Source organism: Achromobacter veterisilvae (assembly GCF_037619525.1).
Classification (GTDB): Bacteria; Pseudomonadota; Gammaproteobacteria; order Burkholderiales; family Burkholderiaceae_B; genus Achromobacter; species Achromobacter veterisilvae.
Genome location: NZ_CP148753.1, coordinates 4,418,284 through 4,441,766, shown reverse-complemented (window position 1 = coordinate 4,441,766; position 23,483 = coordinate 4,418,284). Strand labels below are relative to the sequence as shown.

At 66.5% G+C, this 23,483-nt stretch carries 21 protein-coding genes; 11 read left to right on the top strand and 10 right to left on the bottom strand.

What is annotated here, in order from left to right:
• Positions 1-240: 240 nt before the first annotated feature.
• Genes WHX56_RS20535 through WHX56_RS20525 form a run of 3 tightly spaced genes read right to left on the bottom strand, consistent with a single transcriptional unit; the run spans position 241 to position 3,017 of the window.
• Positions 241-1,542 (bottom strand): TRAP transporter large permease subunit, encoded by a 1,302-nt coding sequence (locus WHX56_RS20535; RefSeq protein WP_338878824.1) that lies wholly within the window; start codon positions 1,540-1,542, stop codon positions 241-243.
• A complete protein-coding gene (locus tag WHX56_RS20530; protein ID WP_338878823.1) occupies positions 1,535-2,035 on the bottom strand; it encodes a TRAP transporter small permease in 501 nt (166 codons plus the stop codon). The genes WHX56_RS20535 and WHX56_RS20530 overlap by 8 nt, the downstream gene beginning before the upstream one ends.
• Before the next feature lie 7 nt (positions 2,036-2,042).
• On the bottom strand, positions 2,043-3,017 hold the full coding sequence (locus tag WHX56_RS20525) for a TRAP transporter substrate-binding protein (protein ID WP_338878822.1): 975 nt from the start codon (positions 3,015-3,017) through the stop codon (positions 2,043-2,045).
• Between the two features lie 278 nt (positions 3,018-3,295).
• Between WHX56_RS20525 and nudC the strand changes: the two genes are divergently transcribed.
• The 3 genes from nudC (at position 3,296) to WHX56_RS20510 (ending at position 8,420) form a co-directional block, all read left to right on the top strand.
• Positions 3,296-4,066: an NAD(+) diphosphatase gene (gene nudC, locus WHX56_RS20520; RefSeq protein ID WP_129240784.1), complete on the top strand. Its 771-nt coding sequence runs from the start codon at positions 3,296-3,298 to the stop codon at positions 4,064-4,066.
• 130 nt (positions 4,067-4,196) lie between these two features.
• Positions 4,197-4,706: a winged helix DNA-binding protein gene (locus WHX56_RS20515; protein WP_129240785.1), complete on the top strand. Its 510-nt coding sequence runs from the start codon at positions 4,197-4,199 to the stop codon at positions 4,704-4,706.
• A 93-nt stretch (positions 4,707-4,799) separates the two neighbouring features.
• Positions 4,800-8,420 (top strand): hydantoinase B/oxoprolinase family protein, encoded by a 3,621-nt coding sequence (locus WHX56_RS20510; protein ID WP_338878821.1) that lies wholly within the window; start codon positions 4,800-4,802, stop codon positions 8,418-8,420.
• 177 nt (positions 8,421-8,597) lie between these two features.
• On the opposite strand, the gene WHX56_RS20505 is transcribed toward WHX56_RS20510, so the two are convergent.
• Complete coding sequence (locus tag WHX56_RS20505) at positions 8,598-9,638, bottom strand: C45 family peptidase (protein WP_338878820.1); 1,041 nt, start codon at positions 9,636-9,638, stop codon at positions 8,598-8,600.
• A gap of 165 nt (positions 9,639-9,803) precedes the next feature.
• Between WHX56_RS20505 and glnH the strand changes: the two genes are divergently transcribed.
• The 3 genes from glnH to glnQ all read left to right on the top strand — a co-directional run bounded on the left by glnH (position 9,804) and on the right by glnQ (position 12,026).
• Positions 9,804-10,556 (top strand): glutamine ABC transporter substrate-binding protein GlnH, encoded by a 753-nt coding sequence (gene glnH, locus WHX56_RS20500; protein WP_129240788.1) that lies wholly within the window; start codon positions 9,804-9,806, stop codon positions 10,554-10,556.
• Between the two features lie 88 nt (positions 10,557-10,644).
• Positions 10,645-11,301, top strand: coding sequence for a glutamine ABC transporter permease GlnP (gene glnP / locus WHX56_RS20495; protein WP_129240789.1), 657 nt, complete (start codon positions 10,645-10,647; stop codon positions 11,299-11,301).
• Complete coding sequence (gene glnQ / locus WHX56_RS20490) at positions 11,298-12,026, top strand: glutamine ABC transporter ATP-binding protein GlnQ (protein ID WP_129240790.1); 729 nt, start codon at positions 11,298-11,300, stop codon at positions 12,024-12,026. The genes glnP and glnQ overlap by 4 nt, the downstream gene beginning before the upstream one ends.
• A gap of 166 nt (positions 12,027-12,192) precedes the next feature.
• Here glnQ and WHX56_RS20485 read toward each other — a convergent pair whose 3' ends face one another.
• From WHX56_RS20485 to WHX56_RS20465, 5 genes are all read right to left on the bottom strand, one after another.
• Entirely contained in the window at positions 12,193-14,487 is a 2,295-nt protein-coding gene (locus WHX56_RS20485) for a RelA/SpoT family protein (protein ID WP_129240791.1), read from the bottom strand.
• Positions 14,488-14,509: 22 nt separating this feature from the next.
• A complete protein-coding gene (gene rpoZ / locus WHX56_RS20480) occupies positions 14,510-14,713 on the bottom strand; it encodes a DNA-directed RNA polymerase subunit omega (RefSeq protein ID WP_006219679.1) in 204 nt (67 codons plus the stop codon).
• A 44-nt stretch (positions 14,714-14,757) separates the two neighbouring features.
• The gene (gmk, locus tag WHX56_RS20475; protein WP_129240792.1) at positions 14,758-15,390 is read right to left on the bottom strand and encodes a guanylate kinase; all 633 of its coding nucleotides are present in this window, start codon (positions 15,388-15,390) and stop codon (positions 14,758-14,760) included.
• 93 nt (positions 15,391-15,483) lie between these two features.
• Entirely contained in the window at positions 15,484-16,404 is a 921-nt protein-coding gene (locus tag WHX56_RS20470; protein WP_338878819.1) for a c-type cytochrome, read from the bottom strand.
• Positions 16,401-17,093, bottom strand: a complete 693-nt coding sequence (locus WHX56_RS20465) for a c-type cytochrome (RefSeq protein ID WP_338878818.1) — start codon at positions 17,091-17,093, stop codon at positions 16,401-16,403. The genes WHX56_RS20470 and WHX56_RS20465 overlap by 4 nt, the downstream gene beginning before the upstream one ends.
• Positions 17,094-17,298: 205 nt before the next feature.
• Between WHX56_RS20465 and WHX56_RS20460 the strand changes: the two genes are divergently transcribed.
• A complete protein-coding gene (locus WHX56_RS20460) occupies positions 17,299-18,069 on the top strand; it encodes an SDR family oxidoreductase (protein WP_129240795.1) in 771 nt (256 codons plus the stop codon).
• Between the two features lie 76 nt (positions 18,070-18,145).
• On the opposite strand, the gene WHX56_RS20455 is transcribed toward WHX56_RS20460, so the two are convergent.
• The gene (locus WHX56_RS20455; RefSeq protein ID WP_129240796.1) at positions 18,146-18,745 is read right to left on the bottom strand and encodes a C40 family peptidase; all 600 of its coding nucleotides are present in this window, start codon (positions 18,743-18,745) and stop codon (positions 18,146-18,148) included.
• A 345-nt stretch (positions 18,746-19,090) separates the two neighbouring features.
• Between WHX56_RS20455 and WHX56_RS20450 the strand changes: the two genes are divergently transcribed.
• The 4 genes from WHX56_RS20450 (at position 19,091) to WHX56_RS20435 (ending at position 23,466) form a co-directional block, all read left to right on the top strand.
• On the top strand, positions 19,091-20,590 hold the full coding sequence (locus tag WHX56_RS20450) for an AMP nucleosidase (protein ID WP_422393612.1): 1,500 nt from the start codon (positions 19,091-19,093) through the stop codon (positions 20,588-20,590).
• 219 nt (positions 20,591-20,809) lie between these two features.
• Complete coding sequence (locus WHX56_RS20445) at positions 20,810-22,297, top strand: amino acid permease (protein ID WP_165360148.1); 1,488 nt, start codon at positions 20,810-20,812, stop codon at positions 22,295-22,297.
• Positions 22,298-22,334: 37 nt separating this feature from the next.
• Positions 22,335-23,015 carry a serine protease gene (locus WHX56_RS20440; protein WP_338878817.1) on the top strand — a complete coding sequence of 227 codons (681 nt, stop codon included), beginning with the start codon at positions 22,335-22,337 and terminating at the stop codon, positions 23,013-23,015.
• Entirely contained in the window at positions 23,008-23,466 is a 459-nt protein-coding gene (locus tag WHX56_RS20435; protein WP_129240799.1) for a hypothetical protein, read from the top strand. The genes WHX56_RS20440 and WHX56_RS20435 overlap by 8 nt, the downstream gene beginning before the upstream one ends.
• Positions 23,467-23,483: the final 17 nt, after the last annotated feature.

Sequence of the window (23,483 nt, the reverse complement as noted above, 5' to 3'; positions counted from 1 at the left end):
GCTCCGACGCTTCGGGTGAGCGCGGGTCCGGGCGGCAGCCTCGGTTGCACAAAATGCGCCATGCCGGTGCGGCGTATGGGCGCTTGGGGATTCTAGAAAAGTTGGAGGGGGATCAGGGCACGATTCGTTCGGCGTTTTCCCGGGTTTACAGAACGCGGAAACAGGCGCGGGGCCCGGGGAAAAAAGAAAAAACCCCGTTGCGGAAACGGGGTTTTCTCGTGCAGCGGCGCCGCGGCGGGGCTACAGCGTCATGTGCAGCGGCAGCCACGTCGCGATGCCGGGCACGGCATAGAGCAGCAGCACGGCCAGGATCATCAGGAAGAACATCGGCAGCGAGGCGCGCGCGATGTAGGGCAGTTCCCTGCCGCTCATGCCGGACAGCACGAACAGGTTGAAGCCGACCGGCGGCGTGATCTGCGCCATTTCCACGACGAACACGATGAAAATGCCGAACCAGATGAGGTCGATGCCCGCGGCCTGCACCGTCGGCAGCAGCACGCCCATGGTCAGCACCACGATGGAGATGCCGTCCAGGAAGCAGCCCAGGATGATGAAGAACACCATCAGCGCCATGATCAGCCAGAACTGGGACAGTCCCATGCCGCCGATCCATTCCGCCAGCGCGCGCGGCAGGCCGATGTAGCCCATCGCCAGCGTCAGGAACTGCGCGCCCGCCAGGATCAGCGCGATCATGCAGTACAGCCGGGTGGCGCCCAGCAGCGATTGCATGAAGGTGGATCGGTTGAGCGAGCCTTGCAGCGCCGAGAGGATCAGCGCGCCCACCACGCCGACCGCCGCGGCTTCCGTCGCGGTGGCGATGCCGGTGTAGATGGAGCCCAGCACCGCGCCGATCAGCAGCATCACCGGGATCAGGTGCCGAGAGCGCGACAGCTTCTGCATCAAGGTCAGGCCGGGGTCCGCCGGCGGCACCTGGCCCGGATTGCGGATCGCCCACCAGGCGATGTAGCCCATGAACAGCAGGGCCAGCAGGATCCCGGGCACGATGCCGGCGATGAACAGCTTGGCGATGGAGACGTCCGCCGCCACGCCGTACACGATCATGATGATCGAGGGCGGGATCAGCAGGCCCAGCGTGCCGGCGCCCGACAGCGTGCCGAGGATCTTCTCCTCGGGATAGCCGCGGCGCGTCAGTTCGGGGATGGTCATCTTGCCCACCGTGGCGCAGGTCGCCGCGGAAGAGCCCGAGACCGCCGCGAAGATCGCGCAGCCGATGACGTTGGTGTGCAGCAGGCGGCCGGGCAGGCGGTTGAGCCAGGGGGCGAGCCCCTTGAACAGGTCCTCGGACAGGCGCGTGCGGAACAGGATTTCGCCCATCCACAGGAACAGCGGCAGGGCGGTCAGCGTCCAGCTCGAGGACGCGCCCCAGATGGTGACGGCCATGGCGTCGCCCGCGGGGCGGCTGGAGAAAATCTCCATGCCGATCCACGCCGTTCCCGCCAGGGTCAGGCCGACCCAGACCCCGCAGCCCAGCAGGACGAAGATCGAGACGACCAATAGGGTAATGACGAGAAGTTCATTCATGGGTTTGCTGCGAAGTGGCGGCGGCCAGGCCGCGTGAGCGTCGGATCAGTTCGTCGATCAGGGCGACCAGGAACAGCACCGTGCCGACGGCCATGCTGACCTGCGGGATCCACAGGGGCGTCGCATCGTTGGACGTGGAGATGTCGTTGAACTGCCAGGAGTCGTAGGTCAGCTTGATGCTGAAGAACGCGAAGGCGGCGGCCAGCAGGCAGCCGACCGACAGGGCGAAGATGTCCAGCCTGCGGCCGGCGGCGGGCCGCAGCGAATTGAGCAGCAGCGTCACGCGGATGTGCTCGCCGTGCTTGAAGGTGCTGGACAGGGCCAGAAAGCCGGCGGCGGCCATGAAGTACCCGGCATAGGCGTCCGTGCCCGGGATGTTCAAGCCAAGCTGGCGCGCGACGATCGCGGCCAGCACCGACACCAGCACGCCGATCGTGCACAGGCCGGCCAGCAGGCCGGCCGCGCCGTAAAGACCATCTAGGAAGCGGCGCATGGGGAGATCACTGCTTCTTGTAGGTGTCGATCATCGCCTGGCCGTCCGCGCCGGCCTTCTTGAGCCAGTCGTCCAGCATGCGCTTGCCGATCACCGACAGGCCTTCCTTCAGTTCGACGGTGGGCTTGATGGTTTCCATGCCGTTCTTGGCCAGTTCTTCCTGGTACCACTTGTTCTTTTCCTGCGACAGCTTCCAGCCGCGTTCTTCGGCCTGCGCGCCGGCCTTCTTCAGGGCGGCCTGCGAGGCGGGGTCCAATGCGTCGAACGCCTTCTTGTTCACGATGATGGCGTTCTTGGGCAGCCAGGCCTGCGTGTCGTAGAACTTCTTGATGTACTCGTAGGTCTTGGTGTCGTAGCCCGTGGACGCCGAGGACATATAGGAATCGATCACGCCCGTGGCCATGGCCTGCGCCAGCTCGGCCTGCTGCACCGTGACCGGCTGTGCGCCGACCAGTTCGGCGATCTTCGCCGTCACCGGGCTGTAGGCGCGCCACTTCAGGCCCTTCATGTCCGAGATCTGCTTGATGTCCTTGTTGGCGAAAATGCCCTGGGGCGGCCAGGCCACGGCATACAGCAGGGTCATGCCGTGCGCGTTCAGCTTCTTTTCCAGGAACGGCTTCTGCGCCTGGTACAGCTTGAACGAAGCGTCATAGCCGGTGGCCAGGAAGGGCAGGCCGTCCAGTTCGTAGATCGGGTCTTCGTTGGCGAAGTTGGTCAGCAGGATTTCGCCGATCTGGGCCTGGTTGCCTTGCACCGCGCGCTTGATCTCGGGCGCCTTGTACAGCGACGCGTTGTTGTGCAGCGTGATCTTCAGCTTGCCTTCGGACAGGGTGTCCACGTCCTTGACGAAGGAAGTCAGGTTCTCGACGTGGAAGTTGCTGGCCGGGTAGGCGGTGGGCAGGTCCCACTTGGTCTGAGCCTGGGCGCCCGCGCTGAACGCCAGGACGATGCTGCCAGCCAACAGGGAGATTTTCTTGTGCATGGGGTGGTCCTTCTTTGCGAATGGTAACGCCGGGTTGTGCCCGATAGGCATTGCGAAAGAGAGCGCCGCAGCGATGACGCGCGGCTGAAAAGCCGTGCCATTCTAAGTTGCCGCACGGCAGCGGGGCGCGGGAAATCGCATCTTTACGGGTTATTCCTAGGGGGCGGGGCAGGGGCGATGCTTGAGGGTTCAATCTTTGCGCAAGGCCGGTTCGCGCCTGCCGGAACGGCCGTTTTTCTTCTAAGATTGCGCTATCGAGTGCATGTGCCGAGGCTTGCGTGAATTTCGTTTTCCGTCGTGACGAGTTGTTGATCGAAGAGGCGTCCAGCGTCCTGCCGGACATGGCGCTATGCGAACGGATCGGCCTGCGGGCCGAGATCCTGCAGCCGATATGGGCGCTGCCCGAATCTCCCCACCGCACCGTGCACGTCGAGCCCGGCGTCGACGCGCCCCAGGGCTATGCGTTCCGGAAACTGCGCTCGCTGTTCGGCGTGCTGGACGACGAACGCATGGCGCTGGCCGGCCGCGCCTACCAGATCGCGGAATGGGCGCGCACGCACCGGTTCTGCGGCGTCTGCGGAACACCGGCGCAGCGCGTGCCCACGGAATTCTGCCTGCGCTGCCCGTCCTGTGGCTTCTCGGCGTATCCACGCATTTCGCCGGCCATGATGGTGCTGATCCGCAAGGGCGACAGCATCCTGCTGGCGCGGCACACCACCACGGCCACGGCGCGCTACACGGCGCTGGCCGGCTTCGTCGAACCGGGCGAAAGCATCGAGCAAACCATCCATCGCGAAGTCTACGAAGAGGTCGGCCTGAAGGTCGGCAATCTCCAGTATTTCGGCAGCCAGTCCTGGCCGTTCCCCCATTCGCTGATGGTGGCGTTCACGGCGGACTACGTGTCCGGCGACATTCGCGTCCAGGAGGACGAGATCGCCGACGCGCGCTGGTTCGGCCCGGGCGACCCCATGCCCGAGATCGCCGCGCGCATCTCCATCGCGGGGTCGCTCATCCGCGCCAACCTGCCCATGGGCTGGTCCGCGCCGTAAGACCGCCTTCCTGGTCCTAGGGGTATTCCCTCGAAAGAGGGGAATTTTGCTGCCCGGTGCTAATTTTTTATTGATGAAACATAGATAAATTATTAGTATTTCACGCAGATAAACTCGGCTTGCGCCTCCTATGACCTCCGCTTTGATCGCATCCTCGGCCCACCTCGCCGGCGGCAGCGCGCCCGACCTGTCCGAGGTGGAGTTCGGGCTGATGATCGCCAGCCACGCCTTCGACCGCTGGACCGTGCGCTGCATGGCGGCGGCGGGCCTGCCCGACCTGACGCCCACCGACGTGATGGTGTTCCATCACGTCTACCACCGCCAGCGTCCCAAGAAGCTGGCGGACATCTGCTTCACGCTGAACGTCGAAGACACCCACATCGTCAACTATGCGCTCAAGAAACTGGAGCGCATCGGCGTGGTCAAGGGCGAACGCAGCAGCAAGGAAGTGTTCTACAGCGTGACGGACGAGGGCGCGGCCGTCCTCAAGCGCTATGCCGAAATCCGCGAGCAATGCCTGACCTCCGGCCTGGACGCGCCGGGCGGGGGCGGGCTGGAATTCAGCCGCCAATTGGCGCATACGCTGCGCGCGCTGTCGGGCCTGTACGACCAGGCGGCGCGGGCGGCCACCTCTCTCTGAGCTGCATTCATCAACATCCGGGGCATGCCCCGTCATCAGCAACCCGCCCGCGGCCCTGCGCGCCGCGGCGGCCTCTTGTACTCGAGGACACCTATGAAGTGGCAATTCTGGATTGATCGTGGGGGCACCTTTACCGACATCGTGGCGCGCCAGCCCGACGGCACCACCACCACCGCGAAGATGCTGTCGGAAAACCCCGAGCAGTACCGCGACGCGGCGGTCGCCGGCATCCGCAAGCTGCTGGGCATCGCGCCCGGGCAGCCGGTGCCGGCCGATCAGGTCGAATGCGTGAAAATGGGCACCACGGTGGCCACCAACGCGCTGCTCGAACGCAAGGGCGAGCGCACCTTGCTGGTGACCACGCGGGGCTTCCGGGACGGCCTGCGCATCGCGTACCAGAACCGGCCGCGCCTGTTCGACCGCAATGTCATGCTGCCCGAAATGCTGTACGAGTCGGTGTTCGAGGCCGACGAGCGCGTGGCGGCCGACGGCGAGGTGATCCGCGAACTGGACGAGGCCGGCCTGCGCGCCGGCATGCAGGCCGCCTACGACGCGGGCATCCGCGCCGTCGCGATCGTCTTCATGCATGCCTGGCACACGCCCGGGCACGAGGCGCGCGCCGCCCGCATCGCCCGCGATATCGGCTTTCCGCAGGTGTCGGCCTCGCACGAGGTCAGCCCGCTGATCAAGTTCGTCTCGCGCGGCGACACCACGGTGGTGGACGCCTACCTGTCGCCCATCCTGAAGCGCTATGTGGACCAGGTGGCCGGCGAACTGCCGGGCGTGCGGCTGATGTTCATGCAATCGAGCGGCGGCCTGACGGACGCGCACCGCTTCCGCGGCAAGGACGCGATCCTGTCCGGGCCCGCCGGCGGCATCGTCGGCATGGTGCGCACCAGCGAGGCCGCGGGCTTTCCGAAGGTCATCGGCTTCGACATGGGCGGCACCTCCACCGACGTGTCGCACTATGCCGGCGAGTTCGAGCGCGAATTCGAAACCCAGGTGGCCGGCGTGCGCATGCGCGCGCCGATGATGAGCATCCATACGGTGGCCGCGGGCGGCGGCTCGATCCTGCATTTCGACGGCGCGCGCCTGCGCGTGGGGCCCGATTCCGCGGGCGCCAATCCCGGCCCGGCGTGCTACCGCCGGGGCGGCCCGCTGGCCGTGACGGACTGCAACGTCCTGCTGGGCAAGATCCAGCCCGACTTCTTCCCCAAGGTCTTCGGCCCGGACGCCAACGAACCGCTGGACCGCGACGCGGTCGTCCAGCGCTTCCAGGCCATGGCCGGCGAAGTGCGCGCCTCCACCGGCCGCGACATGACGCCCGAGCAACTGGCCGAGGGCTTTCTTGAAATCGCCGTGGGCAACATGGCTGAAGCCATCAAGCGCATCTCGGTGCAGCGTGGCCATGACGTGACCGAGTACGCGCTGACCGTGTTCGGCGGCGCGGGCGGCCAGCATGCCTGCCTGGTCGCCGACGCGCTGGGCATGACCACGGTTTTCGCGCATCCGCTGGGCGGCGTGCTGTCGGCCTACGGCATGGGCCTGGCCGACCAGACCGACATGCGCCAGAAGACGGTCGAGAAGATCCTCGACGCGGATCTGATGCGGGCGCTCGAGGGCGAACTGGACGAACTGGCGGGCCAGGCGGTCGGCGAATTGCGCCGCCAGCACGTGGCCGAAAGCGATATCGGCGTCCAGCGCCGCCTGCACCTGAAGTACCGCGGCACCGACACGGCGCTGGAAGTGGCCTATTCGGACCTGGAGCAGGCGCGCAAGGATTTCGAGGCGGCCTATCGCCAGCGCTATTCCTTCCTGATGCCGAACCGCGAGCTGGTGGTGGAGACCATTTCGGTCGAGGCCACCGGCGGCGGCGAACGCGTCGCCGAAGCCGCCGCGTCCCGCGTGCGCGAGGGCGCGCTTGCCGCCCGCCGCAAGGTCCAGATGTACAGCGGCGGCGCCTGGCGCGACACGCCCCTGTACGTGCGCGAGGACATGGCGGGCGGCGACGTGGTGGCGGGGCCCGCCATCATCTCGGAGCCCAACCAGACGACGGTGGTCGAGGCCGGCTGGCAGGCCGAGCTGACGCGGCAGGACCATTTCGTGATCCGCCGCGTCGAGGCCCGTCCGGAACGCCGCGCCGTCGGCACCCAGGCCGATCCGGTCATGCTGGAGGTATTCAACAACCTCTTCATGTCGATCGCCGAGCAGATGGGCTACCGCCTGCAGAACACGGCCTATTCGGTGAACATCAAGGAGCGCCTGGACTTCTCCTGCGCGATCTTCGACGCCCAGGCCCGCCTGATCGCCAACGCGCCGCACATGCCGGTGCACCTGGGCTCCATGGGCGAGTCGGTGCGCACGGTCATGAACGCCAATGCCGGCCGCATGATGCCGGGCGACGCCTACGTGGTGAACGACCCGTACCACGGCGGCACGCACCTGCCCGACGTGACGGTCATCACGCCGGTGTTCGACCGCGGCGGGCGCGAGATCCTGTTCTACGTGGGGTCGCGCGGCCACCATGCCGACATCGGCGGCACCACGCCCGGTTCCATGCCGCCCGATTCGAAGACGGTGGAAGACGAAGGCGTGCTCTTCACCAACTTCCAGCTCGTGAAGAACGGCGAGTTCCGCGAACAGGCCGCGCGCGACATCCTGGGCTCGGGCCGCTGGCCCGCGCGCAACCCGGACCAGAACATCGCCGACATGCACGCGCAGATCGCCGCCAACGAAAAGGGCGTGCAGGAGCTGCTGCGCATGTGCGACCACTTCGGCCTGGACGTGGTGCGCGCCTACATGGGGCACGTGCAGGACAACGCCGAGGAAGCCGTGCGCCGCGTGATCTCGGTGCTGAAGGACGGCAGCTACGAATACCCGCTGGACAACGGCGCGGTGATCCGCGTGGCGGTGCGGGTGGACACCGCGGCGCGCAGCGCCGTGGTGGACTTCACCGGCACCTCGCCGCAGTTGGACAACAACTTCAACGCGCCCGGCGCGATCGCCGTGGCGGCGGTGCTGTACGTGTTCCGCACCCTGGTCAACGACGACATCCCGCTGAACGACGGCTGCCTCGTGCCGCTGTCCATCATCCTGCCGGAAGGCTCGATGCTGCGCCCGAACCCGCCGGCCTCGGTGGTGGCGGGCAACGTGGAGACGTCGATGTGCATCGTCAACGCGCTGTACGGCGCGCTGGGCGTGCTGGCCGCCAGCCAGGGCACGATGAACAACTTCACGTTCGGCAACGCGCGCCACCAGTATTACGAGACCATCTCGGGCGGCACGGGCGCCGGCCCGGTCCGCATCGACGCCGCGGGTCCGCGCGACGAGGGCTTCGCCGGCACGTCGGTGGTGCAGGCGCACATGACCAACTCGCGCCTGACGGATCCGGAAGTGCTGGAGTTTCGCTTCCCGGTGCGCCTGGAATCCTACGAGATCCGCAAGGGCTCGGGCGGGGCGGGGCGCTATCCCGGCGGCGAGGGCGGCGTGCGCCGCATCCGCTTCCTGGAGGACATGACCGCCGCCATCCTGTCGAACAACCGCCGCTATGCGCCGTTCGGCCTGGCGGGCGGGCAGCCCGGCGCGATGGGCCGCAATTCGGTCGAGCGCGCCGACGGCACCGTCGAGGAACTGGGCCCGCAGGACAGCGCGCAACTGCGGCCCGGCGACGTGTTCGTGATCGAAACACCGGGAGGCGGCGGGTACGGGCTGTAGGATGGGTGGAGCGCGAGAGTTCTTAAGCAAGAACTCCGATGCTCAACGCGCGAAACCCATGCTGCCGTGGGCAGACTGTTTTTTGGCCGATGACCAACACAGTCTATTTCCTGCCGCATGGGTTTCGCGCGTTGAGCATCGGGGCTCTTACCCAGGAACTGCCGCGCTCCACCCATCCTACGCCTCGTCCGGGTCGGACATCACGTCCAGCGCGATGTCGGCCTTGTCCTTGCGGTCGTAGACCCGCAGCGTGACCTCGTCGTCGCGGATCTCGAAGACCGCGGTGGCCAGGGTGTTCTCGTCGTCGGGGTCGTCCGGCGCGGTGCGCAGGATGGGCAGTTCGCCTTCGGTATCGTGCAGCGCGGCGAGCAGGTCCGCGCTGCCGGTCCCGGCCGACCAGCCGTCCACGATTCTTTCGATGCGGTTTTGCCGCGCCCGCGACGAATCGGTCACGATCTGCGCCAGCCCGCGGGTCTCGGCGTGCACCATGTGGTTGGCGTGCCCGTAGCGGGTGCCGGTTTCGAGGATGGAGATGGCGCCCGGCGCGGTCTCGACGCTGAAGAGCCGGGGATCGCCGGCGGCGCCCAGCAGATGGTGGAAGCCGCCCGCGTGGGGCAGGTCGCGCAGCAGCGCGAGGGCGTCGTCCAGCGTGGTGCAATCCAGCGCCGCGCGCGCCAGCAGCATGCGCGGCACGCCGGGATGACGCTGCCGCGTGCGCAGGTTGTTGATGGTCTGGACCAGGCCGGCGCGGTTCGCGCCGAAGGTGTGCCCGGGCAGGGAGCCGGGATAGTAGAAGCTGAGGTAGCCGGGCGCGTCGTCCAGCGCCACGTCGACCAGGTGGCAGCGCCCTCGCAGATACGGGTCGCCGTCTTCGTTGTGCGCGATCCAGCGCGCGCCGTCCGCGGTCTTCAGCGCCACCGAGGTGCAACCGTCGGCCGTGCTGTGCAGCAGGTCGCCGCGGCAGTGCCAGAGCAGCACGTCCTCGACCGGCAGGCGCAGTCCTTCGGCCAGCCCCTCCAGTTCTTCCCAGACGGCGGGCAGCGCCGCCCGCGCCTGCTGCGCGAGTTCGCTCAGGAAGGGGTGGCCGCGCCATGGCCGCAGGGCCTCCCAGGCGCCGCTTTGCTCCAGATACGCGGACATGATGGGGCGGGCAAGCTTGCCCAGCGCCAGGCCGACCTGGCGCCGGTTTCCGGCGATGCGTACGTACTTGTAGGCCATGGGGATTCTCCGGGTGTCCTGCGGATTGTAATTTTTCTAAGCTCTGCCGGGTGGGGACGGATGCGTTAAGATTCCCGGTAAGTTGCTCCGGAGATCCCGGCGCGGCCCAGGAATCATGCCCTACAACAACCCCGGGGTGCCGACGGTCCCCAAGAGGAGAGTTTCATGATCAAACGCAAAGTCGCCGCCGCGCTGGTCGGCCTGTCCGTGGCCATGTTCGGCGCCGTTTCCGGCGCCCACGCCCAGGGCAAGGAACTGGTGGTGGCCACCGATACCGCTTTCGTTCCGTTCGAATTCAAGCAGGGCAACACCTATACGGGCTTCGACGTGGATCTCTGGGCGGCCATCGCCAAGGAACTCAACCTGAAGTACAAGCTGCAGCCGATGGACTTCGCCGGCATCATTCCCGGCCTGCAGACCAAGAACATCGACGCCGCGCTGGCCGGCATCACGATCCGCGACGACCGCAAGAAGGTCATCGACTTCTCCGACCCCTACTACGAAAGCGGCCTGGCCATCCTGGTGGGCGAGAAGAACACCGACATCAAGGATGCCGCGTCCCTGGCTGGCAAGACCGTCGCCGTCAAGACCGGCACCGCCACCGTGGACTTCCTGAAGGCCCAGGTGCCGGGAGCCAAGCTCAAGCTGTTCCCGAACATCGACAACGCCTATCTCGAACTGGCCACGGGCCGCGTGGACGCCGCCGTGCACGACACCCCCAACGTCCAGTACTACGCCAACACGGCGGGCAAGGGCCGCGTGAAGGTCATCGGATCGGTCAAGAGCGGCGACTTCTACGGCATCGCCTTCCCCAAGGGCAGCGACCTGGTTCCGCAAGTGAACAAGGCGCTCGCCACGCTGAAGGCCAACGGCCAGTACGACGCCATCTACGAGAAGTGGTTCGGCAAGAAGCCCTGACCGCCGGGTTCGAATCGCTTTCGGGGCGCCCGCCTTCCGCGGGCGCCGGCCGTAGCCGGCCGCGACGCCGGAACCAGGGGGGAACATCGTGGAGTTCGACTGGGCTGTAATCAGAGACGCGCTACCCAATCTGCTCGAGGGTACGCTGATGACCATCAAGATCACCTTCTGGGGCTTGTTCGGCGGTTTCCTGCTGGGGGCGCTATCGGGCGTGACGCGCGCCTACGGGCATCCCATCCTGTCGGCGATCGCGCAGATCTACGTCGCGGTCATCCGCGGCACCCCGATAGTGGTGCAGGTGATGTTCATCTACTTCGCCTTGCCCTTGCTGGCCGACATCCGGGTGGACGCGGAATGGGCCGCGATCGCCACGCTCATCATCAATTCGGGCGCGTACATTTCCGAGATCGTGCGCGGCTCGCTGCTGTCGGTGCACAAGGGCCTGAAGGAAGCCGGGCAGGCCATGGGGCTGCCGTTCCACAAAATCCTCTTCCACATCATCGGGCCGGTGGCGTTTCGCCGCATGATTCCGCCGCTGGGCAACCAGTGCATCATCAGCCTGAAGGATTCCTCGCTCTTCATCGTGATCGGCGTGGCCGAACTGACCCGCCAGGGCCAGGAAATCATGGCGAGCAACTTCCGCGCGGTCGAGATCTGGTCGGCGGTGGCCATCGTCTATCTGATCCTGACGGGTCTGATGGCGCTGGGCCTGCACCTGGTGGAAAAGAGGATGCGCATACTATGAGCATGGTTGAATTCCACAACGTCACCAAGCGCTTCGGCGAATCCACGGTGCTCGACGGCATTTCGCTGAACATCGACGCGGGCGAAGTCGTGGTGGTGGTCGGCCCGTCCGGATCCGGCAAGTCCACTTTCCTGCGCTGTATCAACGTGCTCGAGACCATCAACGACGGCGACCTGCTGGTCGATGGCCTGAGCGTGAAGGGCGGGGCGGCGCAAGTGCGCGAGATCCGGCGCGAAGCGGGCATGGTGTTCCAGCAGTTCAACCTGTTTCCGCAGATGACGGCGCTGGAGAACGTCATGTTCGGGCCGGTGCACACGCGCGGCCAGGGCCGCGCCGAAGCGCGCAAGCTGGCCGAGAGCCTGTTGGCCAAGGTCGGGCTGGCCGAGCGCATGAACCACTATCCGGCCGAACTCTCCGGCGGCCAGCAGCAGCGCGTCGCGATCGCCCGCGCGCTGGCGATCAAGCCCAAGCTGATGCTGTTCGACGAGCCCACCTCGGCGCTGGACCCCGAACTGCGCCACGAAGTCCTCAAGGTCATGCGCGATCTGGCGGAAGAGGGCATGACCATGGTGGTCGTGACGCACGAAATGGAATTCGCGCGCAAGGTCGGAAGCCGGTTGATCTTCATCGACGCCGGCAAGATCGCCCACGACGGCCCGCCGGCCGAACTGCTGAGCAATCCGCCGAGCCAGCGGTTGAAGGATTTCTTGCAGCACGTGGCTTGAGGTTGGATGGGTGTCTGACACCCGTGGGCGTATGCTCGGCTTGGAGCGGCGTCTCGTAGGGGTGTCAGACACCTGGCCACCCCGTCAAGGTGTCTGACACCCCTACGAGACGGCCTTCAAGTAGCAACAACGTTTCCCGGGTGTCAGACACCCCCCCACAAAAAAACTACCCCTTCACCCGCACGATCTTCTGCACCTGCGGCACGTGCCGGATGGCGCGGATGACCTGCGCCAGGTGCTTGCGGCTGTCCACCTGGATCGTCAGATGCAGGGATACGGTCGAGACCGCGTCGTCGTGCATGGTGACGTGCATGATGTTGGCGTCCGCCGCGGTGACTTCCGCGGCCAGCCGTCCCAGCACGCCGCGTTCGTTGCGCGTGACGATGTCCAGGCGGGTGGCCAGGTGCTTGGCCGTGTGGGCGTCCCAGCCCACGTTGATCCAGCGTTCCGGTTCGCGCAGGCGCTGGCGCAGGGCGACGGGGCAGTCGGCCGTATGCACCACCAGCCCGTGCCCCATGCGCATGCCCGCGACGATGGGGTCGCCAGGCAGCGGGCCGCAGCAAGGCGCCAACTGCACGGCCTGGCCTTCGTTGCCCTGGATGAGGATGGGGGCGCTGCGCGCCGAGGTCAGTTCGTCCACGGCCGCGGCCGTGGTGGCGACCAGTTGGTGTTCCGGAGCGAAGCGGCGGGCCACGACGGCCGCCAGGCGCTTGCCCAGCCCGATGTCGGCCAGGATTTCCTCGCGCGAACTGGCGCCGGTGCTGCGCGCCAGCTTCTGCCAGGCCGGGTCGTCGGTGGCGGGCAGCGGCATGTGCAGTTCCTGCATCGCCTGGCCCAGCAGGCGTTCGCCGAAGGCCACCGATTCCTCGTATTTGACCGTGCGCAGATAGTGGCGGATCTCGGAGCGGGCCCGGCCGGTGCGCACGTAGTTGAGCCACTGCGCGTTGGGCCGCGAGGCGGGAGACGTGACGATTTCCACCGTGTCGCCGCTATTGAGTTCGGTGCGCAGCGGCACGAACTCGCCGTTGACCTTGGCCGCCACCGCCTGGTTGCCGATGTCGGTGTGGATCGCGTAGGCGAAGTCGACCGGCGTGGCGCCGCGGGGCAGCGAGATGATCTTGCCGCGCGGCGTGAACACGTAGACCGCGTCGGGGAAGAGGTCGACCTTGACGTGTTCCAGGAATTCGCCGGAATCGCCGGTCTGGCTCTGGATGTCCAGCAGCGATTGCAGCCACTGGTGCGTGCGTTTCTGCAGGTCGTTGAGCGTCAGGTCGGCGCCCTTGTAGAGCCAGTGCGAAGCGACGCCTTCTTCCGCCACGTGATGCATGTCGCGCGTGCGGAACTGGAATTCCACCGGCGTGCCATAGGGCCCGACCAGGGTGGTGTGCAGGGACTGGTAGCCGTTCACCTTGGGAATGGCGATGTAGTCCTTGAACTTGCCGGGCACCGGCCGGTACAACTGGTGCAGCGTGCCCAGCGCCAGGTAGCACTCGGGCAGCGTGTGCACGATGACGCGAAAGCCGTAGATGTCGAGCACGTCGGAGAACGACTTTTTCTGGTCGACCATCTTGCGGTAGATGCCGAACAGCGTCTTTTCGCGGCCGGTGACTTCGGCCTCGATGCCGGCGGCGGGCAGCGCGGCCCGCACCGAATCGGCGATCTTGGTGATGACTTCGCGGCGGTTGCCGCGCGCGGCCAGCACGGCCTTGTACAGCACCTGGTAGCGGTTCGGGTACATCGCCGCGAAGCACAGGTCCTGCAGTTCGCGGAACAGCAGGTTCAGGCCCAGGCGGTGCGCGATGGGCGCGTAGATGTCCAGCGTTTCGCGCGCGATGCGCCGGCGCTTCTCGGGGTTGACCGCATCCAGCGTGCGCATGTTGTGCAGGCGGTCGGCCAGCTTGATGAGGATGACGCGCACGTCGCGGGCCATCGCCAGCAGCATCTTGCGGAAGCTCTCGGCCTGCTGTTCGGCCTTGGTGGCGAAGTCCAGGCGGTCCAGCTTGGACAGGCCGTCGACCAGCTCGGCGACTTCAGGGCCGAATTTCTCGGCCAGCTCGTGCTTGGCGATGCCCTGGTCTTCCATCACGTCGTGGAGCAGGGCGGCCGACAAGGCGTTCACGTCGAGCTTCCAGCCCGCGCAGATCTCGGTGACGGCGATGGGATGCGAAATGTAGGGCGAGCCGCTGGCGCGGAACTGGCCCAGGTGCGCCTGGTCCGCGAAGCGGTAGGCTTCGCGCACGCGTTCTACATCTTTCTTGTCGAGATAGCTGCCGATGATTTCGGTCAGCGGCGCCAGCGAAGCGACCGGAGAGGCGGTCGCGTCCGCCGCTTCCTGGGCGGCGACGGACGGCGGCGCGGGGGGATTCTTGTCTTTCTTGCCCGTACGGCGCCCAAGGCGGGAGCCGGCGCGCAGCGCGGCAAGCAGACCAGAGGAAGCGTACTTCAGCCCGGGAAAAGCCATGCTTGCCGCCCCCCGGAGATGATCAGGTGGGAACTTTACGCAGCATTTCCACGCCGGTTAGGCCGCCCGCGATTTCGCGCAGGGCAGTGACCGTGGGCTTGTCTTTGCTGTCCAGGCGCGGGGCATGGCCTTGCGCCAGCTCGCGAGCGCGGTAGGTTGCGGCCAGCGTGAGCTTGAAACGATTGGGGATTTGATTCAGACAGTCTTCGACGGTAATGCGAGCCATTAGGACACCTGGTGCTGATGGAGGATAGGGAGAATGCGTTCGGCTCAGTGTTCGGCCGGGATGCCGAGTTGCGAGAACAACTGGCTGTGGCGGGCGGCCTGAGACGAAAAACGCAGCCGCGCGGCGCTGACGATTTGAGTCAGTTCCGACAAGGCTACGCTAAATTCTTGATTAATAATAACATATTCGCATTCAGGCGCGTGGGCGATTTCGCCGCCCGCGGCCATCAGCCGGCGCGCGATGACTTGCGGTTCATCCTGGCCGCGCGCCTTCAGCCGGCTTTCGAGTTCTTCGATGGACGGCGGCAGCACGAATACGCCGATCGCGCCCGGGAAACGCTGCTTGACCTGGCGCGCGCCCTGCCAGTCGATTTCGAGCAGCACGTCGCGCCCGGCGCGCGTGGCTTCGTCGATGCGGTCCCGCGGCGTGCCGTAGAAATTGCCATGCACTTCCGCCCATTCCAGCAGGTTCTGGCCGTCGCGCAGGCGCTGGAATTCCTCGGTGGACACGAAGCGGTATTCGCGGCCGTCTTCTTCGCCGGGGCGGGGCGCGCGGGTGGTGCTGGAAATGGAAAGCAGGATGGAGGGGTCTTGCTGCAGCAAGGCCTTGACCAGGCTGGACTTGCCGGCGCCGCTGGGCGCGACGACCATGAAGACGTTTCCGGGGTTGGCGTGCATGGATTGTGACTGAGGCGTAATGCTGAGACTGCAAGGATAGCAAATCGCGCGGCCCGGCAGGCGGAAAACCCCGCCGCGCCGCGCGATGCGCCGTCAGCCGCCGGCCCCGGAGGCGGCCGCGTTCAGCCTGCCGCCCGGCGCGGGCGCGCCGCTGCCCAGCAGGTGGCCGTTGACTTCGATGCCGTACAGGGAGTCGTCGGAGTCGTGGTACTTGGCGCGGGTCGCGGCAACCGACTCCGCGTAGCGCGGATCCTGCGGACGTTCATGCGCGTTCATGAAGTAGGCGACGTCCCAGGCTTCCTGGTCGCTCAGCATGCCGGCCTGCCCGAGCGGCATGTTGGCCTTGATGAAGCCGGCGGCGTTGCCGATCTGGTGCATGCCCGCGCCCCAGTTGAAGGAATCCGGCCCCCACAGGGCCGGGAAGACCCAGTGCTTGCCGTTCTTCTGGCCCTGGCCTTCGGCCCCGTGGCAGACCGCGCAGTACTGCGCGTAGACTTCGTCGCCGCGCAGGTAGTCGGCCTTGCGGGCGGGCGGCGGCAGCTTGCGGTAGCCCTGGCCCTCCAGCGCCACGCCGGTGGGCGCCTTGCTCGCCAGCCAGAACATATAGGTCTGCAACGCGGTCAGCGTGGGGTCGTCCGCCGGCGGCGCCTTGCCGTTCATGCTGAAGCGGAAGCAGCCTTGCAGGCGCTCGGCCAGCGTGTTGACGTGGCCGTTCTTGGCGCGGTAGGCGGGGTACAGCACGTAGGCCGCCCACATCGGCGCCGAATCGGGCCGGCGGCCCGCGTCGAGGTGGCAACTGGCGCAGTTCAGGTCGTTGCCGACGAACTTGCCGGCCAGTTGCGGCGTGTGCAGGAAAATCTGCTCGCCCTCGCGCACGGTCTTGCCGAACTCGGTGTCGGGCAGCGAGGCCGCCGACGGCGGGGTGAAGGCGGGACGCGGTTCGGCGGCGTGCAGGGACGCGGACGCGGCCAGGCCGGCGGCGGCGAACAGGAGGCGCAGGCGGATGGCGGTCATTGCTTGGCTCCGGCGGAGGCGCTGGCGGATTCCGCCGCCTTGGGCAGGCCGGCGTAGTAGGCGGACACGGCGTCGATTTCGTCCTCGGACAGACGGGTGGCCACGGCCGGCATCAGGCCCAGCGGGCCGGGCGGGCGCTGCCCCTGGCGCCAGGCGCGCAACTGGCCCGCGATGTAGGCGGCGGGCTGCCCGGCCAGGGCGGGGAAGTTCTCGCCCACGCCGATGCCGCCGGGTCCATGGCATTGATTACAGGCCGGCACGTTCTTGTCCCAGGCGCCGCGGGTGGCCAGCCAGGCGCCGGCGTCCGCCGGCCTGGCCGGATGCATGGCGGTCGCGGCCAGCCGGTCGATGTTAAGCGGCGAGGGGAGCGCGGCGTAGTACCGCGCCACGGCCTGGCGCTGCGCGGGATCCAGCGCCTTGGCCGTGGCGGCCATCAGGGGGCTGACGCGCGAGCCGGTGGCCATGGCGTTCAACTGTTCCTCCAGGTAGCGGCCGCCCATGCCCGCCAATTGCGGGAAACCGGCGGCGGGATTGCCTTCGCCGCGGGCGCCGTGGCAGGTCATACAGGCGGGCGCGCCGTTCGCGCCCTGCGCGCTGATCTGCTTGCCGTCGGGCGCGGGCTGGGCGCCGGCCGCGGCGGCGAACAGCGCGCCCAGGGCGAGCGCGCCGGGGAGGGACCGTGGGGTCATGGAATCTGCTCCGGATTGTTTATTGGATTTTTGGTAATAAGCTAATTCCCGGAAATTATATAAATACTTGCGGCCGATCAATACGAAGATGAAATTTTTGCTTGCGCGCAGCACGTGAAAAGTGTGTCGCGGCTGGTACCTTCGCTTGCAGCATCGGACAGGCGATTCGGGTAGCATTTCGCGGATCGATAACAGGGAGAATCCGATGCAGACGAACGAGATCGAACCCCCGCGCGTAGCGCTGGTCACTGGCGCCGGCACCGGCATAGGCCGCGCGGTGGCGCTGGAATTCCTGGCGCAAGGCTATCGGGTCGTGCTGGCCGGCCGCCGCCGCGATCCGCTCGAAGCGACTCGCACCGCGGCGGGCGAGGACGGCGTGCGGGCGCTGGTGGTGCCCACGGATGTATCCGACGAGCAGGCCGTGCGCGATCTGTTCGACACCACGCAGCGCGAATACGGCCGCCTGGACGTGCTGTTCAACAACGCGGGGCGCGGCGCGCCGGCCATGCCGATCGAAGAGCTGCCCGTCTCCGTCTGGCGCGAGGTGGTGGACACCAACCTGACCGGCATGTTCCTGTGCGCGCAGGCCGCCATCCGGGTGATGAAGGCGCAAAGCCCGCGCGGCGGCCGCATCATCAACAACGGCTCGATATCCGCGCATGCGCCCCGGCCGTTCTCCATTGCCTATACCGCCACCAAGCATGCGGTGACGGGGCTGACCAAGTCGATTTCGCTGGATTGCCGCCCCTACAACATCGCCTGCGGCCAGATCGACATCGGCAACGCGGCGACCGAGATGACCGAGCGCATGGCGGCGGGCATCCTGCAGGCGGACGGCAGCACCAAGGTGGAGCCGCGCATGGACGTCGCGCACGTGGCGCAGGCGGTCGCCGCGATGGCGCGCCTGCCGCTGGAAGCCAACGTGCAGTTCATGACCATCATGGCCACCAACATGCCCTTTGTCGGGCGGGGCTGAAAACGCCTCCGGCCTGCGGCGGCCCGTCAGTCATGGACGAGCCGCGGCAGGCCGCGGTGCCGCCCCGGGCGCCGTATCAGCGGGGAGAGGCCTGGGCCAGCATCTGGCCCTGTTTCGTATCCAGGTAGCGCCGCGCGCCGACGTAGCGCTTGGTCCAATAGGAATTCTGCATTTCATCCACGCGGACCTTGGTGCCGCGGCGCGGCGCATGGACGAACTTGTTCTGGCCGATGTAGATGCCCACGTGCGAGGTCACGCCTCGGCCGCGGGTGGCGAAGAACACCAGGTCGCCGGGACGCAGTTCCTTCTTGTTGCCGACGGATTCGCCGGCGGTGCGCTGGGCGCGGGCGGTGCGGGGGAGTTCCAGCCCGGCGATCTCGCGGAATACGTACAGCACCAGGCCGCTGCAATCGAAACCTTCGGCGTCGTCTCCGCCCCAGCTATAGGGGGTGCCGATCGCTTCCAGGCCCGCTTGCACCACGCGGTCGCGCAGGGTGGGGACCGTGGGCTCCTGCGCCAGGCGCAGGCCGTTGAGCGTGGGGCGGGCCTGTTCGGACCGGAGGGACGCCTGGGCGGCGTCGGGAATCCAGGAGAGGGTCAGCGCGATGATGGGCGCTGACAGGAATACGGGAATGCGGAAATTGGCAATTCGGGCTTTTCGCGTGGGCGGCGTCATTACGTCACTTCAGGAATTCGGAGTGGGCGGCATGGCTTTGCCTGGGCAGGCAAGCCGGCGGAAAGGGGGCTGTCCCGGGACGCATGACCCGGAATGCCATGGCATTGTAATAGAATAATGTTTCATTACATTTGTAGTGCAATGCAGCATTCTGGCCCGCCGCCATCGCGGAACGCCGCCGCTCCCGAAGCGGCCGCCGCGGGCGGGGCGAAACCGGCGCGCGGGCGCCGGAATGTGACGCTTCTTCCGCCGCCGGGTCGGGCATAATCGGCGGGAACGGCCCCTCCGGCATGGCAAGCCGGGAACGGCCGCTGAAACACGCATAAGAAAGCGGAGCAAAGCTCGATGATGAACGCAGTACACCCGTTGTCCTCCATGAACCGGCCCGATCCCATGCCCTTCGCGCCTTTCCAGGACGCCGTGTCGGCGGTGGATCGGCTGATCGAAATCTACGCGCGCAACACCGCTTTCCTGCGCGCCGCCTTCCGCGACGTCCTGAAAGGCGCCAGCAACGGCCGCGAGCGGGCCCGCGCCTATTACCCGGCCATCCGCATCGTCGTGGAAACCTACGACCCGATCGATACGCGGCTTTCCTACGGCCACGTGGCCGAGCCCGGCATCTACCAGACCACCGTCACGCAGCCGGCGCTGTTTCGCGATTACCTGATCGAGCAGGTGAGCCAGTTGCTGCAGAACCACCGCGTGGCGGTGGAAGTGGGCGAGTCCGATTCGCCGATCCCCCTGCATTTCGCCTTTCCCGAAGGCGCATACGTCGAAGGCGAACACCTGGAGGCGCTCAAGCGCCCCTTGCGCGACCTGTTCGACGTGCCGGACCTGGCGGTGACGGACGACGCCATCGTGAACGGGTCCTGGCGCGGCAAAGAGGGCGAGCCCAAGCCGCTGGCGCCGTTCACCGCCCAGCGCGTCGATTATTCGCTGCACCGCCTGCAGCACTACACGTCGACCGCCCCGGCGCACTTCCAGAACTTCGTCCTGTTCACCAATTACCAGTTCTATGTGGACGAATTCTGCGCGCGCGCCCGCGCCCTGATGGCCAGCGGCAACGAAGACTACGAGATGCTGGTCGAGCCGGGCAACCGGATCACGCGGCGCGGCGAAAGCGGTCCGGGCGACGAGGACCAGGCGGTCCGCCTGCCGCAGATGCCGGCCTACCACCTGGTGCGCGGCGACCACTCCGGCATCACGCTCGTGAACATCGGCGTGGGTCCGTCCAACGCCAAGACGATCACCGACCACATCGCCGTGCTGCGGCCGCATGCCTGGCTGATGCTGGGCCATTGCGCCGGCCTGCGCGATTCGCAGCGGCTGGGCGACTACGTGCTGGCGCACGGCTACGTGCGGGAAGACCACGTGCTGGACGACGACCTGCCCACCTGGGTGCCGGTGCCCGCGCTGGCCGAAGTGCAGGTGGCGCTGGAGCAGGCGGTGGAAGAGGTGGCGGGGCTGTCGGGCTGGGACCTGAAGCGCATCATGCGCACGGGCACGGTCGCCACCATCGACAACCGCAACTGGGAACTGCGCGACCACCTGGAACTGGTGGAGCGCTTCGCGCAATCCCGGGCGATCGCGCTGGACATGGAGTCCGCCACCATCGCCGCCAACGGCTTCCGTTTCCGGGTGCCCTACGGCACCTTGCTGTGCGTGTCGGACAAGCCCCTGCACGGCGAATTGAAGCTGCCCGGCATGGCCAGCGCCTTCTACCGGCGCCAGGTCAACCAGCATCTGGAAATCGGCATCCGGGCGCTGGAGCGCCTGCGCGGCATGCCGCCGGAACGGCTGCATTCGCGCAAGCTGCGCACCTTCATGGAGACGGCCTTCCAGTAGGCGGGCGCCAGGGCCGGTTGATCCGTCCCCCAGGTGCCCCCATTTCGCCTGCCGGGGCCTCTTGCGCTATTCTCGCCGGTTGCTTGGAAATCCCAAGGCACCCGGCGCGCAACGCGCCCGTGCCTTCATGACCTGAAGGAATGCATTTTGGCACCATCGGAACACGATGAACGCCGCGCCGGCGGCACGCGCGGGGCGGAGGCCGGCCGGCCGTCCGAACTGCGCCGCACCCTGTCCGCGCGGCACCTGACCATGATCGCGGTGGGCGGGTCCATCGGCACCGGGCTGTTCGTGGCTTCCGGCGCGACCATCGCCAAGGCCGGCCCGGGCGGCGCGTTGCTGGGCTACGTGCTGATCGGCATCATGGTCTATTTCCTGATGACCAGCCTGGGCGAACTCGCCGCGGCCATGCCGGTGTCCGGATCCTTTTCCACCTACGGCGCCCGCTACGTCGAGGACGGCTTCGGCTTCGCGCTGGGCTGGAACTATTGGTACAACTGGGCGGTGACGGTGGCGGTGGACCTGGTGGCCGCGCAGCTCGTCATGGCGTACTGGTTCCCCGACGTGCCGGGGTTCTACTGGAGCGCACTGTTCCTGGCGGTCACCTTCGGGCTGAACGCGATGTCGGCGCGCGGCTTCGGCGAGGCGGAATTCTGGTTCGCCCTGATCAAGGTGGTCGCGGTGCTGGGTTTCGTGGCCATGGGCGTGATGATGCTGCTGGGCATCATCCGCGGCGGGGAAGCCGGCGGCCTGGCCAACTGGACGGTGGGCGACGCGCCTTTCGCGGGCGGCTTCGCCGCGCTGATCGGCGTGGCGATGGTGGTGGGCTTTTCGTTCCAGGGCACCGAACTCATCGGCATCGCCGCGGGCGAATCCAAGGACCCGGCCCGCAACCTGCCGCGCGCGGTGCGGCAGGTGTTCTGGCGCATCCTGCTGTTCTACGTGATGGCGATCCTGGTGATCGGCCTGCTGATTCCCTATACCGATCCGCACCTGCTGCGCAACGAGGTCGAGGACATCAGCGTCAGCCCGTTCGCCCTGATCTTCGAACGCGCGGGCCTGCTGGGGGCGGCTTCGGTCATGAACGCGGTGGTGCTGACCTCCGTGCTGTCGGCGGGCAACTCGGGCATGTACGCGGCCACGCGCATGCTCTACAGCCTGGCCCGCGATGGCAAGGCGCCGCGCATCTTCGGCCGCATTTCGCGCAACGGCGTGCCGCTGTGGGCGCTGCTGGCCACGACCGCCGTGGCGGCCCTGTGCTTCTTCACCTTTGTTTTCAGCCCCAACGCCGTCTACATCTGGCTGCTCAATACTTCCGGGATGACGGGCTTCATCGCCTGGCTGGGCATCGCGATCAGCCACTACCGGTTCCGCCGCGGCTACCTCAAGCAGGGCCACAACCTGGCCGATCTGCCCTATGTGTCGCCGTTCTTTCCGTTCGGCCCGATCTTCGCCTTCGTGCTGTGCCTGGTCATCACCCTGGGCCAGAACTACCAGGCTTTCCTGCAGGACAGGATCGACTGGGGCGGCGCGGTGGCGACCTATATCGGGATCCCGCTGTTCCTGCTGATCTGGGCGGGCTACCGGCTGGCGCGCGGCTCGCGCTTCGTGAGCTACCGCGACATGCGCTTCCCCGATGCGCGGGCGCGCAGCCAATACCTGGACTCGGCGCTGCGCGGCGAACCCGCGGCGGGCGAGGCGCGCTGAGCGAGGGCTGTTGGGAAACGTCAGGGAAGGAGGGGAAATGTTCAGAGGGATTGCAAAACGCCACGGTGGCGGTTGTGTCATGCTTGCCCGTCGGATCGATGACAAGACGATCGGCATGCTGGGCACGGCATTTCTTTGCCACGAAAAGGGGTATCTGCTGACCGCCGCACATACGTTTTCCTTGACGGACGAGCTGGGCTTCGTGATGCCGGCGCCAGTGGATCAGTTCAATCGCAGCGTGTTGGAAAGCTGCACGTTCTCGCCGGTCACGGTTGCCCAGTTCGATGCTGCGAACGACGTCGCCTTGCTCAAGATGGAAGTCGCGGTGGGGGTAAGGGTTCCGCCCGATGGTTTTGGCTCCGATGACCTGGCGCCCGTAGGGGCCAGTGTTTGTTATCTCGGATTTCCGCATGTCCAAAATGGTCAGCACGCGTTGAAGGTGTCGGGAACAATTCTAGGCTCGAAAGTGCTTGCTTCCAATGGCTCCAGGCAGTTCCTTCTTGATTCGATGGCAGAGGCAGGGAGCAGCGGGGGGCCGCTGATCGATCTGGCAAGTAACCGAATCATCGGCATCATCAGTCGGCGCTTTAGCCCGACTGGTACCGGTGCATCAATACGCATTGGCAATCACGCACTGGGTACTGAAAGCATGATTTCGTATGCCACTGCCGTGAGCCATGCGCTGGCATTGCTTACAGCGGAGGGGCTCCATGTTTGACTTCCAGTACGACGCGGGAGCGTTTCGAGAAATCGTCGACGAGTTGGTCCCCGGATATCAGCGGTCTATCATTCTTTCCGCACTTGAGTCCGCCGCGGACAGCGATAAGGATTTTGATGCGATCGGCCTTGGCCTTACCGGAGAGCAAGTCGATGCCGGTCTTATGCTCCTGACAGGAACTGGCTCAAGGGAAAATCGTCAGAGCATGTGGGGTGCGATCAAAGCGGAATTATTCGATCTTTTTTGCACTGCGTCCAAGAAGTACTCCAATGAGCGCAAGGACGGGATCGCAACGATCAAGCATGTGGTGTTGATCATTGCTACAGCAGTGGCTGCACAATTCCACGTGGCTGTCGGTGTGGTCGTTGGCGCTGTAACGGTCGCAGTAATGGGGGCTCTCAAGATCACAAGAAATGCGTGGTGCGAGGTCAATCGCCCAGCAAAACAGTGAAGCCAAGCGCGACATAT

Bases quoted from the DNA above. Each gene is read 5' to 3' on its own strand.
- WHX56_RS20535 (WP_338878824.1), bottom strand. From the start codon at position 1,542: ATGAATGAACTTCTCGTCATTACCCTATTGGTCGTCTCGATCTTCGTC.
- WHX56_RS20485 (WP_129240791.1), bottom strand. From the start codon at position 14,487: ATGGCTTTTCCCGGGCTGAAGTACGCTTCCTCTGGTCTGCTTGCCGCG.
- WHX56_RS20505 (WP_338878820.1), bottom strand. From the start codon at position 9,638: ATGGCCTACAAGTACGTACGCATCGCCGGAAACCGGCGCCAGGTCGGC.
- WHX56_RS20530 (WP_338878823.1), bottom strand. From the start codon at position 2,035: ATGCGCCGCTTCCTAGATGGTCTTTACGGCGCGGCCGGCCTGCTGGCC.
- WHX56_RS20440 (WP_338878817.1), top strand. From the start codon at position 22,335: ATGTTCAGAGGGATTGCAAAACGCCACGGTGGCGGTTGTGTCATGCTT.
- WHX56_RS20450 (WP_422393612.1), top strand. From the start codon at position 19,091: ATGATGAACGCAGTACACCCGTTGTCCTCCATGAACCGGCCCGATCCC.
- WHX56_RS20455 (WP_129240796.1), bottom strand. From the start codon at position 18,745: ATGACGCCGCCCACGCGAAAAGCCCGAATTGCCAATTTCCGCATTCCC.
- glnQ (WP_129240790.1), top strand. From the start codon at position 11,298: ATGAGCATGGTTGAATTCCACAACGTCACCAAGCGCTTCGGCGAATCC.
- rpoZ (WP_006219679.1), bottom strand. From the start codon at position 14,713: ATGGCTCGCATTACCGTCGAAGACTGTCTGAATCAAATCCCCAATCGT.
- WHX56_RS20515 (WP_129240785.1), top strand. From the start codon at position 4,197: ATGACCTCCGCTTTGATCGCATCCTCGGCCCACCTCGCCGGCGGCAGC.
- WHX56_RS20435 (WP_129240799.1), top strand. From the start codon at position 23,008: ATGTTTGACTTCCAGTACGACGCGGGAGCGTTTCGAGAAATCGTCGAC.
- WHX56_RS20465 (WP_338878818.1), bottom strand. From the start codon at position 17,093: ATGACCCCACGGTCCCTCCCCGGCGCGCTCGCCCTGGGCGCGCTGTTC.
- WHX56_RS20525 (WP_338878822.1), bottom strand. From the start codon at position 3,017: ATGCACAAGAAAATCTCCCTGTTGGCTGGCAGCATCGTCCTGGCGTTC.
- glnH (WP_129240788.1), top strand. From the start codon at position 9,804: ATGATCAAACGCAAAGTCGCCGCCGCGCTGGTCGGCCTGTCCGTGGCC.
- WHX56_RS20470 (WP_338878819.1), bottom strand. From the start codon at position 16,404: ATGACCGCCATCCGCCTGCGCCTCCTGTTCGCCGCCGCCGGCCTGGCC.
- WHX56_RS20510 (WP_338878821.1), top strand. From the start codon at position 4,800: ATGAAGTGGCAATTCTGGATTGATCGTGGGGGCACCTTTACCGACATC.
- WHX56_RS20460 (WP_129240795.1), top strand. From the start codon at position 17,299: ATGCAGACGAACGAGATCGAACCCCCGCGCGTAGCGCTGGTCACTGGC.
- gmk (WP_129240792.1), bottom strand. From the start codon at position 15,390: ATGCACGCCAACCCCGGAAACGTCTTCATGGTCGTCGCGCCCAGCGGC.